This window comes from Haloferax namakaokahaiae, assembly GCF_042663225.1.
Taxonomy (GTDB): Archaea; Halobacteriota; Halobacteria; order Halobacteriales; family Haloferacaceae; genus Haloferax; species Haloferax namakaokahaiae.
The window spans coordinates 212,433-225,611 of record NZ_JBHTAA010000001.1 but is presented as its reverse complement, the minus strand read 5'-3'; the positions used below and the strand labels follow the sequence as shown (position 1 = coordinate 225,611).

The 13,179-nt window shown below is 62.2% G+C and carries 14 protein-coding genes; 6 read left to right on the top strand and 8 right to left on the bottom strand.

Translation table 11 applies throughout. From position 1 onward, the window contains the following. The first annotated feature begins 26 nt into the window (after positions 1 to 26). The 5 genes from ACFQJC_RS01270 (at position 27) to ACFQJC_RS01250 (ending at position 3,608) form a co-directional block, all read left to right on the top strand. Positions 27 to 689: a hypothetical protein gene (locus tag ACFQJC_RS01270; protein WP_390221435.1), complete on the top strand. Its 663-nt coding sequence runs from the start codon at positions 27 to 29 to the stop codon at positions 687 to 689. Continuing rightward, a complete protein-coding gene (locus tag ACFQJC_RS01265) occupies positions 686 to 1,354 on the top strand; it encodes a DUF2238 domain-containing protein (RefSeq protein ID WP_390221434.1) in 669 nt (222 codons plus the stop codon). The genes ACFQJC_RS01270 and ACFQJC_RS01265 overlap by 4 nt, the downstream gene beginning before the upstream one ends. Before the next feature lie 109 nt (positions 1,355 to 1,463). Continuing rightward, complete coding sequence (locus ACFQJC_RS01260; protein WP_390221433.1) at positions 1,464 to 1,670, top strand: dodecin; 207 nt, start codon at positions 1,464 to 1,466, stop codon at positions 1,668 to 1,670. Between the two features lie 72 nt (positions 1,671 to 1,742). Then, positions 1,743 to 3,137 (top strand): bifunctional metallophosphatase/5'-nucleotidase, encoded by a 1,395-nt coding sequence (locus ACFQJC_RS01255; RefSeq protein WP_390221432.1) that lies wholly within the window; start codon positions 1,743 to 1,745, stop codon positions 3,135 to 3,137. Between the two features lie 66 nt (positions 3,138 to 3,203). After that, entirely contained in the window at positions 3,204 to 3,608 is a 405-nt protein-coding gene (locus tag ACFQJC_RS01250) for a universal stress protein (protein WP_390221431.1), read from the top strand. Positions 3,609 to 3,610: 2 nt separating this feature from the next. On the opposite strand, the gene ACFQJC_RS01245 is transcribed toward ACFQJC_RS01250, so the two are convergent. Next, entirely contained in the window at positions 3,611 to 4,735 is a 1,125-nt protein-coding gene (locus tag ACFQJC_RS01245) for a mechanosensitive ion channel family protein (protein ID WP_390221430.1), read from the bottom strand. Between the two features lie 183 nt (positions 4,736 to 4,918). Between ACFQJC_RS01245 and trmB the strand changes: the two genes are divergently transcribed. After that, positions 4,919 to 5,980, top strand: coding sequence for an HTH-type sugar sensing transcriptional regulator TrmB (trmB, locus tag ACFQJC_RS01240; RefSeq protein ID WP_390221429.1), 1,062 nt, complete (start codon positions 4,919 to 4,921; stop codon positions 5,978 to 5,980). A 15-nt stretch (positions 5,981 to 5,995) separates the two neighbouring features. Here the strand turns inward: trmB and ACFQJC_RS01235 are convergent, their stop codons facing one another. The 7 genes from ACFQJC_RS01235 to ACFQJC_RS01205 form a co-directional block, all read right to left on the bottom strand. Beyond that, positions 5,996 to 6,787 (bottom strand): DUF8054 domain-containing protein, encoded by a 792-nt coding sequence (locus tag ACFQJC_RS01235; protein ID WP_390221428.1) that lies wholly within the window; start codon positions 6,785 to 6,787, stop codon positions 5,996 to 5,998. 57 nt (positions 6,788 to 6,844) lie between these two features. Next, the gene (locus tag ACFQJC_RS01230) at positions 6,845 to 7,933 is read right to left on the bottom strand and encodes a Gfo/Idh/MocA family protein (protein WP_390221427.1); all 1,089 of its coding nucleotides are present in this window, start codon (positions 7,931 to 7,933) and stop codon (positions 6,845 to 6,847) included. Positions 7,934 to 8,112: 179 nt separating this feature from the next. Further along, positions 8,113 to 8,316: a hypothetical protein gene (locus ACFQJC_RS01225; protein ID WP_390221426.1), complete on the bottom strand. Its 204-nt coding sequence runs from the start codon at positions 8,314 to 8,316 to the stop codon at positions 8,113 to 8,115. A 69-nt stretch (positions 8,317 to 8,385) separates the two neighbouring features. After that, positions 8,386 to 9,576, bottom strand: a complete 1,191-nt coding sequence (locus ACFQJC_RS01220; protein ID WP_390221425.1) for an ABC transporter ATP-binding protein — start codon at positions 9,574 to 9,576, stop codon at positions 8,386 to 8,388. A 2-nt stretch (positions 9,577 to 9,578) separates the two neighbouring features. Continuing rightward, positions 9,579 to 10,538 carry a carbohydrate ABC transporter permease gene (locus ACFQJC_RS01215; protein WP_390221424.1) on the bottom strand — a complete coding sequence of 320 codons (960 nt, stop codon included), beginning with the start codon at positions 10,536 to 10,538 and terminating at the stop codon, positions 9,579 to 9,581. 1 nt (position 10,539) lies between these two features. Beyond that, positions 10,540 to 11,487: a carbohydrate ABC transporter permease gene (locus ACFQJC_RS01210; RefSeq protein ID WP_390222317.1), complete on the bottom strand. Its 948-nt coding sequence runs from the start codon at positions 11,485 to 11,487 to the stop codon at positions 10,540 to 10,542. A gap of 127 nt (positions 11,488 to 11,614) precedes the next feature. After that, a complete protein-coding gene (locus ACFQJC_RS01205) occupies positions 11,615 to 13,168 on the bottom strand; it encodes a substrate-binding domain-containing protein (RefSeq protein WP_390221423.1) in 1,554 nt (517 codons plus the stop codon). Positions 13,169 to 13,179 lie beyond the last annotated feature (11 nt).

Here is a 13,179-nt window from a genome sequence, read left to right as displayed (position 1 = left end):
TCCCAGTTGCTTACATACGGAGAGGCATGTCTGGCGATGTTCAGGCGGGTCTCCGCCGTCTCGTAAGAAGCCGCAGACTCAATGCGGCGCTCTCTTGGCTGTTTATCGTGTTTCTCGGCGGGGTCGCCGTCTGGACCGTCTTGACCGGCGGTGACCTCGTCTGGGGCGGATTCGCCGCGGTCGTCGCGGCGCTCGCACTCGTTCCAGCCGTCTCGTACCGCGAACCACGCGCGATGCTCCCGTGGGAAGTCGTCGCGCTCGCGTCGTTCCCGCTGGTCGCGCGCGTCCTCGTGAGCGGCCAGACCATCGGCGGGGTGACCTTCACCGGCCGACTCTCGACGTATCTCGCCGTCGCCGCCGTCGCGCTCATCGTCGCCGTCGAACTCGACGTGTTCACCCCGGTTCGGATGAACGAGTCCTTCGCCGTCTTCTTCGTCGTCATCGCAACGATGGCCGCCGCGGGCGTCTGGGCCGTCGTGCAGTGGTTCTCGGATATCTATCTCGGAACGAGTCTGTTGCTCAACGGTCGTCCCGAGGAAGTCGTCGAGACGGCGCTCATGTGGGACTTCGTCGCCGCGACGATTTCGGGGTTGATGGCAGGGTTGCTGTTCGAGTACTACTTCCGCCGCTACGCGGATTCGCAAATCCGTCTTCCGGACGAAGTCGTCGAAACGGGTGAGACGCGGTGAGGGTCCGCGACGTACTCCACATCGACCAGCACCGCCAGCGACAACTCTCGCGGGCGATGCAGGTGATTCTCCTGGGTCTCATCTTCATCGGTCTCGACCGACGAAACCTCGGTATCGTCGTCAACGCTTCAGTCGGACTCGGCGTGACGTATCTGCCCGCATTCCTCGAACGCGACTACCGCATTCCGATGGACGCCGGACTGACGCTCTGGATTTCTACGGCAGCGTTCCTCCACGCGGTCGGAACCGTCGGCCTGCCGGGGTCGGAGACGAGTTTCTACGCCAGCGTCTGGTGGTGGGACCACCTCACCCACGCGCTCTCGTCTTCCGTCGTCGCGGCCGCGGGCTACGCCACCGCCCGCGCGTTCGACGAACACACGGAAGCCGTCTACTTCCCGCCGCGGTTCATGTTCGTCTTCATCCTGTTGTTCGTCCTCGCCTTCGGCGTCTTCTGGGAGGTCATCGAGTTCGCCATCAGCGGTATCGCCGCGCTCACCGGCACCGGGTCGGTGTTGACGCAGTACGGTCTCGACGACACCATGTTGGACCTCGTGTTCGACGCTATCGGCGGCGTCGTCGTCGCGGCGTGGGGCACAGCCCACCTCTCGGACGTCGTCGGCGCACTCAGGACCAGATTCGACGGGCGAGCGCGAAACTCACGCTAGGCGAAGCGACCGCGCACATCACATCACATCACATCACATCACACCACACCACCAGACCTCTCAACTCAGGGACTATTATTTGTGATAGTACGACGAATGGTGTGACGAGATGGTGTACAAAAAAATCACACTCATCGGTCGGAGTAGCGAGAGTTTCGACGCCGCAGTGGACGACGCGATTAACCGCGCCCAAGAGACGTTAGCGGGCGTCCACTGGGTCGAGGTGAAAGAACTCGGCGTCGAACTCGCCTCGGTCAAGACGCGCGAGTACCAAGCAGAAGTCGAAGTCGCGTTCGAACTCGAAGCAGAGGAATAACCGCGCGTGTCGCCCTCGCGGCGACGTCCCGACGCATTCTTACTCACGGCACACGGCACATTCGAGAAGCGAATGCTCCGTCTCCTCCACTACGCCGATATCGAGAACGTCTTCGACGACCCGGCGCGTGCAGGTCGCCTCGCCGGATGCGTCACTTCCCTCGACGGCGACGATGCGCTCGTCGTCGGCGCGGGCGACAACAGCGCCCCCGGCGTCCTCTCGTTGGTCGAACGCGGCGGGCAAGTGCTCGACTTCTACGAGGCGGTCGGCGCGGACTACGATACCTTCGGCAACCACGAGTTCGACTACGGCCCGGTTCGAACCCGGGAACTCGTCGCCGCGAGTCGCCCGACGTGGGTCTCGGCGAACGTCTACGACGAGCGCGGGAACCCCTTCGCCGGCGAAGAGGGCGCGATTCCGTGGGCAATCGAGGAACGCGACGAGTTCACCGTCGGCTTCGTCGGCGTCACCGACCCGGCGACCGGCTCGATAAATCCCGAAGCCGTCGAGCTGACGTTCACCGACCCCTACGAGGCGGCGAGCGAGGCGATTGCTGACGCCCGCGACGCGGGTGCGGAGTTCGTCGTCGCCATCTCACACCTCGGCAGCGGTGACGACGAACTCGCCGAACGGTGCGACGTTGACCTCGTTCTGGGCGGGCACGTCCACGCCGAGCGCAACGAGCGTGTCGATGGCGTTCCGATTCTCCGCCCCGGCGCGAACGGCCACGTGGTGTGGGAAGTCTCACTGAGCGCCGACGGCGACGGAGACTTCGATATCGTCCCCACGCGTCACGAGACGGCCGACTACGACCCCGACGAGTCGCTCGTCGAATCGCTCCTGGGGCGCGTCGATAGCGCCGGACTGGACGACGTGCTCTGTACTATCGGCGAACCCATGGACCGCTCCGAAGCGACTGTCGCCGCCGGTGAGTGCCGCGTCGGCAACGCCATCGCCGACGCTTACCGGTGGGCGACGGGTGCGGATATCGGACTTCAGAACAGCGGCGGAATTCGCTCTGGCCCGCCGGTCGGTCCCGATATCACCCACGCCGACCTCGTGAGTCTCGTCCCGTTCGAAGAGCACATCGTCCTCGCCGAGGTGACTGGCGAGGAGTTGCTGACGATTCTCGGCACCGCGCGGGGCGAGCAGATGGGCTTCGGCGAACCCGACTGGTGGCACGCCCACCTCAGCGGCGTGCGCGTCGTCTGGGACGACGAGTCGAACGAGGTCATCGAAGCAGCAGTCGGCGGCAACCCAATCGACCCCGACGCACTGTACACGATTGCGACGAGCGACTACCTCCTCCACAGCGCACAGGAGTTCCCGTCGCTCACCCAACAGCACCGCGCGGGGGAGTTCGAAATCCAACACGAGGCACTGGCGCGCTACGCCCGCGAGGTGGGCTTCGACGCCGATATCGAGGGGCGAATCGTGCGCCGACCAGCGGTGCAGGCTACCGATTAGTACCCACCGCGGCGAAGTCGTCCGAGAGGGAAAAGTTGAGGCACGCCCAACGAGTCACCATCAACTATGACACGTATCGTGGTTCCAGTTCGGTACCCGCTGACGAAACATTCGCGGGCGACACTGGAAGAGGCGGTCCGTATCGCCAGAGAGCGCGATGCGGAGTTGACGATCCTCCACGTTGACCTCTATCAGTCGAACCACAGTGTGACCCGGACGGAACTCAAGCGAGCGGTCGAACGAGAGTTCGGACCGCTTGTCAGAGCGCGCTACGTCGTCCACCGTGGGTTCCTCGTCGAGGAGACGATTCTCGAAGAAGTCGCCGCCGAACAGGCGGATATCGTCGTCATCGGCTCGAAACAGGCGAGTCGCTGGCGGCGCATGCTCCGTCGGTTCCTCGACGACCCCGATATCGACTCGTACCTCCGCGAAAAACTCGACTGCACCGTGATTACGGTCCGACCCGAGTAACGCTACTCTGTCTTCGGGTCGTCCGCGTCGCCCGCGCCGTCCTTCGATTCTCCGTCGCCCGTCGCTGTGCCGCGGCCTTCTGTTCTCTGCGTCGTCCCCGAATCCCTCGTGTTCGAAAGCCCCGGCGGCGGCGCGACGGGTGACGACGTCTCGCCGTTCGTCTCGCCGACGTGGAGTTCGCCGCTCGTCTCGTCGAACATGACGTGCGTGTGCGGGTAGGCGAACTCGACGTTCGCATCGCTCGTTTCGAGCAGTTCCAACAGTCGCGTCTGGACGTTCGACCTGATGGTGCCGATTTTGTACGGCTTTTCGCCCCAGAAGCGCAGGCGAATGAGGATGCCGTTGTCGGCGAAGTTGTCGATGTACGCGGTCGGTTTAGCGGGGTATCGCGCGCTCCCGATGCGGATGTCCGGGCCGCCTTCGATGACCTGGTCGCTGTCGCGGGCCGCCCGCTCGATGAGGTCGCGGGCCGCTTGGATGTCCGATTCGTAGGTGACGAGCACGTCGAGCGTCAGGCGCGTGCGCTCGTCTTCGGCCGAGTAGTTGATGACGTCGCGCTCGCGGATGCTCGCGTTCGGCATCACGAGGAAGGTGTTGTCGAGGGTGAACATCTTCGTGTAGCGAAGCGTAATCTCCTCGACGAACCCCTTGCGGCCGTTGTCGAGTTCTATCATGTCGCCGATTTCGTACGGCTGGTCGGCGAGGACGAACACGCCGTTGATGATACTTCCGACGATGGGTGCGAGGATGATACCGAGCACCGCGGAGAACACCGTCACCGAGAGGACGATTTGCCCGACTTCGAGGTGGAGGATGTTCGCCGCGACCGCCGCGCCCGCCATGACGATGGTCAGTCTGACGAACCGGAGGACGGTCTGAGCGACGCTCTGTCGCCGGAACCGGCGTGCGACCGGTCGGCCGAGCAACCGAACGGCGTACTTCGAGACGACGACGCTGGCGAGCATGACGAACACTGCGAGAAGGAGGTCAACGCCCGGGCTGGAGACCCACTCGGGGAGCGTAACCCCCGCAATCTCGGATTGGAGGAAGAACGGACTGGCCGCCGCCCCACCTGCGGAATAGTCCGCGTGAGCGAGCGAGTGGGCCACGTCATCGTCTCGACGCATACCACTCGCAACGGTGAGCGCTGAAAAAAGGGTTGCCACTCCGATACTCGATTCCCACACTGTGCGGAGGTGCTGCAACTCCTGTTCGGGTGACACTCAACGATACAATACCACGACATTACGGAATGGGGTGCTACTCGGTTTTCAGTAAATGACTTAGGTGAGGGGGTATTCGTCACGAACATGGCTGACGAACTCCGGCTGACTATGGAGCGTGTCGGTGAGCGCTTCAACCTCGGAGAGTACGAAATCGATGCGTATCTGGCTGTACTCGAACACGGACAGTTGACGGCGAGCGAAATCGCCGACCGAACGAGCATCCCCCAACCCCGCGTCTACGACACGGTTCGGAGCCTCTCGGACCGCGGGCTGGTGGAACTCCGAGAGTCGCGGCCGATGAAAATCGTCGCTATCGACCCCGACGACGCCTTCTCGAACGTCAAGACGTCGCTCGACGAACTCATCTCCGAACTCGAAGCGCGTTATACCGCGCCCGCCCGCGACACCGAGGCAGTGTCGCTTGTCAAGTCGCGCTCGACCATCCTTCGATACATCGAGGAGATTATCGAGTCCGCGGAGTACGAACTCGTCCTCTCGCTGACGCCCGACCTGCTGCGGCGCTTCCGCGACGACCTCGCCGCACAAATCGACGACGGCGTGAGCATCGACCTGCTTGTCACGCCCGCCTCTCGCGCTCCCGACCCGTCGGAGTTCAACTACCTCGACGTGGCGACTATCGCCCGCGCCCGCCGCGGTATCACCTCGCCCGTCTTGGCCGTCGCCGACGGTGAGTACTCGATGTACGCCACGCAGGACGCCCTGCGCGACGACCGCGACCGCTACGGCGTCATCTTCAACCGCTCCGCGCTCGGATTCCTCGTGAGCGGCTTTTTCGGGACGGTGCTCTGGTCCACCGCCGAGACCATCGTCGCCAACGGCAAGCGCCGTCCGTTCCCGCGTCGCTACGCGTCTATCCGTCGCGCCGTCAAGGACATCCGCGAAATCGACGGCGACTTCTACGCCTCGGTCTCCGGCCGCGACATAGAGAGTGGCGAACCGATCGTCGTCGAGGGACGCGTCATCGAGACGGCGTTCGAAGACACCGAAGAAGTCGCGTCGCTCCACATCGAAACCGACGAAGGCGTCGTCCAAGTCGGTGGGTTAGTCGCCGCGCTCGAAGACGTCGAAGGCCAAGAAATCCTGCTCGGCCGCGACGAAGTGCCGGACCGCGACCAGTTCGCCTAATCGGCACCCGCGTTTCTATTCGTCCAGTTCGTAGACCACGGCGTCACACTCGGAGCACGCGAGCACTGCGTGTTCGGGGCTGTCGTAGAGACCCGCGGTGCCACCACAGCAGTTTCTGACCGTCGTCTCCTCGACGGGGCCGCCGCAGTCGGGACAGACTTCGACGAACATCCGCATCGGTTCGGTTGCCGCGAGACGGATGCTCGCGGGGACGCCCTGTTCGGAGAGCGCGAAGATAGTCGCCACGTCGGCGATTGCCTGCGCGCGCGACATCCAGACGGACATGTCGGGACCGTCGATGCCGATGCCGTCGAACTGCGGTGAGACCTCCGCGTCGAACGGCACGGCCGTCGAGACGGTGTCCGCGAGTTCTTCGTCGTCCGCCTTCCGGAGCGTGGCCATCGTCTCTTCCCAGTCCTCGCGGACGTGGTCGGCCAGATACAGGCCGTCTTCTTCCTCGTACAGGACGCCCGCATCGAGGAGCGTCGAGAGCATCACTTCGGGGTTCACGTCGGCCGTCAGCGACTCTGATTCGCGGAGTTCACCTTCGTCGTCGTGGCCGAAGACGTGGCTGAGACCGACGGCCGCGACGAGTTGCGGCGCGAACTCCGGCGTGCCAGGGACGACGTATCCGCGGAGATACACCGCGAGCGCGCCGCCGACGAGGACGACGAGACCCACGAACGGCGAGAAGATGCCGAGTGCGAGCGCGACGACGAGGACGATGACACTGTTGACGACGGTACACGGGAGACACCGATTCTGGCCGGTGTACTCGGGTCGTTTGAGAGAATCGACGAGAGACATGTTACGAGACAATAGGGGTGGGAGCCTTTCCCTGTTGGGGTTAGTTCAGTATTGGAACTACTTCACGGCCGGCGTTTCGACCGAGTTGACTTTCACCGCGCGGCCCTCTTCGGACGAGCGGTAGATGGCGTCGATGACCTGCTGGACGGAGATGGCCTCTTCGACCGTGTTGCGGCCGGGGGCTTCGCCAGCGGCGACGGCTTCGACGAAGAGTTTCTGTTCGGTCTTGTGCGTGTCGTTGACCTGCGTGTCGATGTCCGCGGTCGTGAGATGGTTGCTGCCGCCGACGTCACCCTCGTAGAAGTTGAGTTCGTGGCTGGCGCGGTCGAATCGGGCACCGCCCTTGGTACCGCGGAGGAAGAACTCGTCGTTGGTCGGGCGGTTCGTCGCCCACGCGACTTCGAGCGAGATGGTCGTCCCGTTCGCGCAGCGGATAAACGCTGTCGCGGAGTCGTCCACGTTGAAACCCTCCGGCCCGATGTCGTCGCCCCACATCTCGACGAACGTGTAGTCCTCTTTGTCGCCGAACTGCGAGCGCGTCACGCCCGAGACTTCGACCACGTCGGGGAAATCGAGGAAGTAGAGTGCGAGGTCGATCGCGTGGACACCGATGTCGATGAGCGCCCCGCCGCCGGCGATTTCCTTCGAGGTGAACCACGACCCGCGGCCGGGGATGCCGCGGCGTCGGACGTAGTTGGCTTCGATGTGGTTGATGTCGCCGAAGCGGCCCGCCTCGTAGTGGTGTTTGAACACTTCGACCGGGTTCGCAAACCGGTTGTTGAAGCCGACCATACAGAAGCCGTCGGCGTTCTCTGCGGCCTTGGCGATGTTCTGTGCGGATTCGAGCGAGTGGGCGAGTGGCTTTTCGAGAAGCACGTCGAGACCCGCGTCGAGCGCGGCGACGGCGTACTCTTCGTGGAATCGGTTTGGCGTCGTGATGATGACGGCGTCAACCTCGTCGAAGAGTTCGTTCTTGTCTTCGTAGGTGTTCACGTCGTACTTCTCGGTGAACCGATGACGTGCCTCTGCTTGGATATCGAGGCCGCCGACGAGTTCTGCTCCGAGATCGACGAGACGGTCGGCGTGGTGGTGGCCGATGTTTCCGAGTCCGATAATTCCGACACGGACAGATGACGCGGTACTCATGAATCAGTCTTTAACTACAACATGTGTTAAGTTTCTCGTTATCATGGCTGATTTGCCAGTGGTGAGAGCGAATCGACAGCGTACGTAGGGTGCGGTGGGTTTTCGTTCGATAGTCGAACCATCTCGACGGGGAGACGTTTCAGACAATCGAGGGTATTCTGTGATGGGCACTGTCCAGGTCAATAGAGTTGCTCTTCGCGTTCTTTGCGCTCTTCCTCGCGGCGCTCTTCTTCTTTGAGCTTTTTCCGCCCGCGGAGGTACTGTCGGCCCTTTGGGATGAACTTGTTCTTTACGTCCAGAACGAACGAGACGATGCCGTACGCCCAGAAGAAAAAGAGCACGGTCATCCCACCGAGATAGAACCAACCGAGTTCGTTGACCATGGCTAGTAGAAGCAGTGTGCGTCGGATAAACGTTGTGTGCGGCCGACTGAGCGTCGGCGCGCGTTCGGGTTAGTCGTCGCTCTCTGCTTCTGTTCCGGCCGCACCGCTCGCTTGCACGGCGCTTTCGATACCGTGGCTGATTGCCTGTCCGGTTTCGGTGTCGAAGAAGTGCAGTTTCGACCGGTCGAGGACGACCGAGACGTCTTGGTCCTCTTCGATTTCCGTATCGGGAGCGACGCTCATCAGCAACTGGTCGTTCGTCGCGCCGGTGTCCTCTTCGTCGAGGGTGGATTCGACTTCCTCGCTCAGCTTGAGGTAGACGAAGATTTCGTCACCCATCGGTTCGAGAACGTCGGTCGTCGCGTCGAACGGGTGACCGGGACTGGCCGCGAGGTTCTCGTCTCCCGCGAGGTACACGTCCTCGGGACGGACACCCATCGTCACGTGACTGCCGACTTCGACACCGAGGTCTGCGGGGTCGAAATCGACGTCGAGGTTCGTCGATTCGAACCCAGTGTTGGTGATTTCGCCGTCGAGGAAGTTCATCGAGGGCGACCCGATGAAGCCCGCGACGAACAGGTTCGCCGGTTCGTTGTAACACGTCAGCGGCGGCGCAATCTGCTGGAGTTGGCCGGAGTCGATGACGGCGATGCGGTCGGACATCGTCATCGCCTCCGCCTGGTCGTGGGTCACGTAGATGATGGTCGTATCCAGTTCCTTGTGGAGGCGCTGGAGTTCCGTTCGCATGTGGACGCGAAGCTTCGCGTCAAGGTTTGCGAGCGGTTCGTCCATCAGGAAGACGCCGGGATTGCGGACGATTGCACGCGCGATGGCGACGCGCTGGCGCTGGCCACCGGACATCTCGTCGGGCATGCGTTCGAGCATGCCTTCGAGTTGGACGACGTCTGCGGCGCGGTTGACGCGCCGGTCGATCTCTTCTTTCTCGTAGTTACGGAGTCGAAGGCCGAACGAGATGTTGTCGTACACGTTCATGTGCGGGAACAGGGCGATGTTCTGGAAGACCATCGCAACCCCGCGGTCCTTCGGTGGGAGGTTCGTGACCTCTCGGTCGCCGATGAAGACCTGTCCCTCCGAGGGGATGGTCAGCCCGGCAATCATCTCCATTGTCGTGGACTTTCCACACCCCGACGGGCCGACGAGACAGATGAATTCGCCGTCCTTGATGTCGAGGTTCATATCGTCCACTGCCGTTACTTCGTCGTAGTGCTTGCTTACGTGTTCGAGTTTAACGTCTCCCATGGTTACTCCTTCAGTGCTCCTGCAGTCAGTCCACTGACGATGCGTTCCTGCGCGATAATGACAAGGATGGCCACGGGTAAGACTCCCACGATGGAAGCGGCGGCCATCAGGTTGTACGGGGTGTCGAACTGGCCCTGATACTTCAGGATACCAGCGACGATGGGTGCCCACGAGGACGCCTCACCGTTGTTCATCAAGAACGAGAAGAAGAACTCGTTGTATACAGCGATGAACGTCAGCACGCCCGCAGTCGCCACACCCGGAGCCGAGAGCGGCACGATGACGCGGAACAGTGCGCCGAGTCGCGTCGTCCCCTCGACGCGCGCTGCGTCTTCCAGCCCGTCCGGAATCTGCCCGTAGAAGGTCGTCAGGATGAAGACCGACAGGGGCAAGAACAGCGCGCTAAACGGGAACACCATCGGTGCCGGTGTGTTGAACAGGTCCGGTGATGAGATGGTTACCGGACCCAACCCGATTGCCGTGTTCCCCGTGAACAACTCGAACAGCGGGATGAGGAACGCCGCTGGCGGGAAGTACGAGATTGCGAGGATGCCGAGCATCAGCAGTCCCTTCCCGGGGAAGCGGAGTCGTCCGAAGACGTATCCCGCGAGGCTGGCGAGCAGCAGGACGATGATGGTCGTCGTAATCCCCAGCACGAAGCTGTTGAACATGTACCAGTGGAACGGCACCCGCTGGAACATCTCGATGAACACCGTCGGGTTGAATCCCTTCGGAACCAGTCCCATGTTGGCGATGAGGTTGTTCGGCGTCAGCGCCAAGACGAGCAGCCAGTAGAACGGGAACAGCGTCGTGACGAGGAAGAACACCGTCGCAACGTAGAACATCGCGCTGTAGGCCTTGTCCGGGTTTCCGATTGCGGAGTTCACCCAGCGACCGAGCGGTCCACGCTTCAGTTCTGCGTCGTCGCGCCCCATTCCGGTTGTCGAAGTTTCGCTTGACATCTTAGACACCCTCACTTGCGAAGTTCACGATGTAGACGGACACCACGACACCGATGATGGCGGCGGTGACGAAGGCGACCGTCGCAGACGTGCCGTACAGTGGCGTGTTGAACGTCGTCACGACGAGACACGACAGCGACGGAACCGTCTGGCAGCCGGCCATCGTCTCGATGATACCGTACACACGCATCGCGTCGATGGTGCGGAACAGCATCGCAACCAGCACCGTCGGCAGGATGAGTGGGAAGGTGATGAGCTTGAACTGCTGCCAGCGCGACGCGCCGGCGACCTTCGCAACGTCGTAGAGCGAGCGGTCGATGCTCTGCATCCCGGCGAGGATGAGCAGCGCCATGAACGCGCTCGTCTTCCACACGTCGGCGACGATGATGAGGAACAGCGAGTCTGCGGTGTCCCGCAGCGGCGTCGTTCCGATGAGTCCGAGTTGGTTCAACAGCGCCGGGTCACCTTGCGTGCCGACCAGGAACCCGATGTTCGGCTGGAACATCAGGAAGAAAATCATCCCCTGGATGACGATGGGCACGGCCCACGGGATGATGATGGCGACACGGACCCATCTCCGACCACGGAAATCCTGGTCCAAGATGAGTGCTTGACCGAAGCCGATGAGCGTTTCGAAGAGCACACTGAACACGGTGAAGATGAGCGTCACCATGAGCGCGCTCGAGTACACGTTCGTGACGAACGGGAACTCGGTTGTGAATGTCGGAAGGAACCTCGATGGAAGCGCGTAGTTTCGCGCGCCGGTAAACAGGTCGATGTAGTTCTGCAACCCGACGAACTCACCCAGTCGTGCAGTACCCGTCAGTCGGTCGGCGAACAGCGACATGCTGAACGTCGAGACCAGCGGGTAGATTGCGATTACCCCCAAAAGGATGAGTGCGGGCGTGAGAAGCAGGTACGCGAACTGCGTCTCGGACAGGTTTTCCATCCAGTTTACGGCGGACGAATACGGGCCGCTTCGCTGGGTATCAGAAAGTCCCTCCCCCGATTGTTGTTCTGTAGCCATGTCAAATGATAACGTGTGAGTATGGTTACGTCTTACTCAAGACGTGGTGTTACGCGTTCTGCTCGATCTGTTCGAGTTGGGACGCGAGGTCGGACATCGCCTGCTCGGGCGACTTCTCTTGGGCGTACGCGGCGTTGACTTCCTGCGACACGCGACCGGACTCCTGTGGCCAGACGACCGTGACGGGACGCGGAATCGCGTTCTCGCCAGCGACCTTCAGGGCAGGGAGGTAGCGACCGATGATATCGACTTCTGCCGCCTCGTCGGAGTCGAGCAGCGACGGACGTGGCGGAATCCAGCCGATGATGCGGAACATGTCGAGCTGGAACTGCTCTTGCTGCATGGCCTTCATGACCTGCACACCGGCCTGCTTCTGTTCGTCCGACGAGTTCGGGTTCATCGTCAGGTGCCAGCCACCGAGTGCGGCGACGGGACCGCCGGTGCCCTCGTATTGGGCTTCCTCGGGCGTGACGCCGTACGGAATCGGCATGACACCGAGGTCTTCGCCGAAGCCGGTCTGGTCGTTCTCTGCGGACGGTTCTGCGCCGTTGATGACGATGGAGTACGGCCAGTTGCGGTGCATGACCGCGTTGCCTGTCGTAAACGGCTGACGGGACGGCTCTTCGGTCCACTGGAGGACGGCCTCGGGCGCGATGCCACCCGTGATGCCGTCGAGTGCGTACTCGTCGTCCTCACCGTGGATGAGCGTCCGGACCATCCGAATGGAGTTGATGACGCCCTCTTCTTCGACCGTAATCGGTCGGTCGCCGACGGGACCGAAGAGGTTCTCGCGGCCACCGAAGTAGGCACCGCCGTACGAGGTCATGAACTCGTTGAAGTCACAGCACGACAGCCCTTCGTAGACGTTCGCCTGGAAGGTGTATCCGTACTGGACGTCGTTCGCGTCGAGTGCTTCTTTCGTGATTGCGGAGAACTCTTCCCACGACATGGACTCGGTCGCCCACGTCTCGAAGTCTTCGTCCGTGTAGCCCGCCTCACGAAGCAGGTCCTTGCGGTACTGCATCGTCGGGAAGTCGGGGAACAGCGGCTGACCGTAGAGGTCGCCGTCCGAGCCGGTCGCGGTTGCGACGGACGCTTCGAAGTACTCGTTGTTGATCGTGTCAGTCATCTCCGACGGGAGCGACTGCGTGAGGTTCTGCAGCTGGTTCCGTGCGATGAACGGAATCGTCCAGCCACTGTCCATCATCAGGAGCGTCGGCTGTTCTCGACCGCCCGACAGCCACTGCTGGTACTGTGCCTGACGGTTGTCGGTCACCTGCGAACCAGCGATGATTTCGATGGAGATGTTCTCCGGCAGTCCGGCGTCGCGGAGTGCCTGGATAACTTCCTCTTCTGCGTCTGCGATACGCGTGTCAGCGGCCCACTGGACGGTGATGTCATCGGTGGGTGCTTCGGTGTTAATCGGCGTGTCGGTGTCGCCGTCGCCACCGCCGTTACCGCCGTTTCCACCGTCGCCGTCGCCGCCGCCGGTGCTAATACATCCCGCGAGACCGACAGCGACGCCCGATGCGCCAGCGGCCTTCACGAAGTTGCGTCGAGAGACGCCAGTGCGCTTGCCCTTGCGTGAGTCAGCATCAACCATTACAGTTTGTA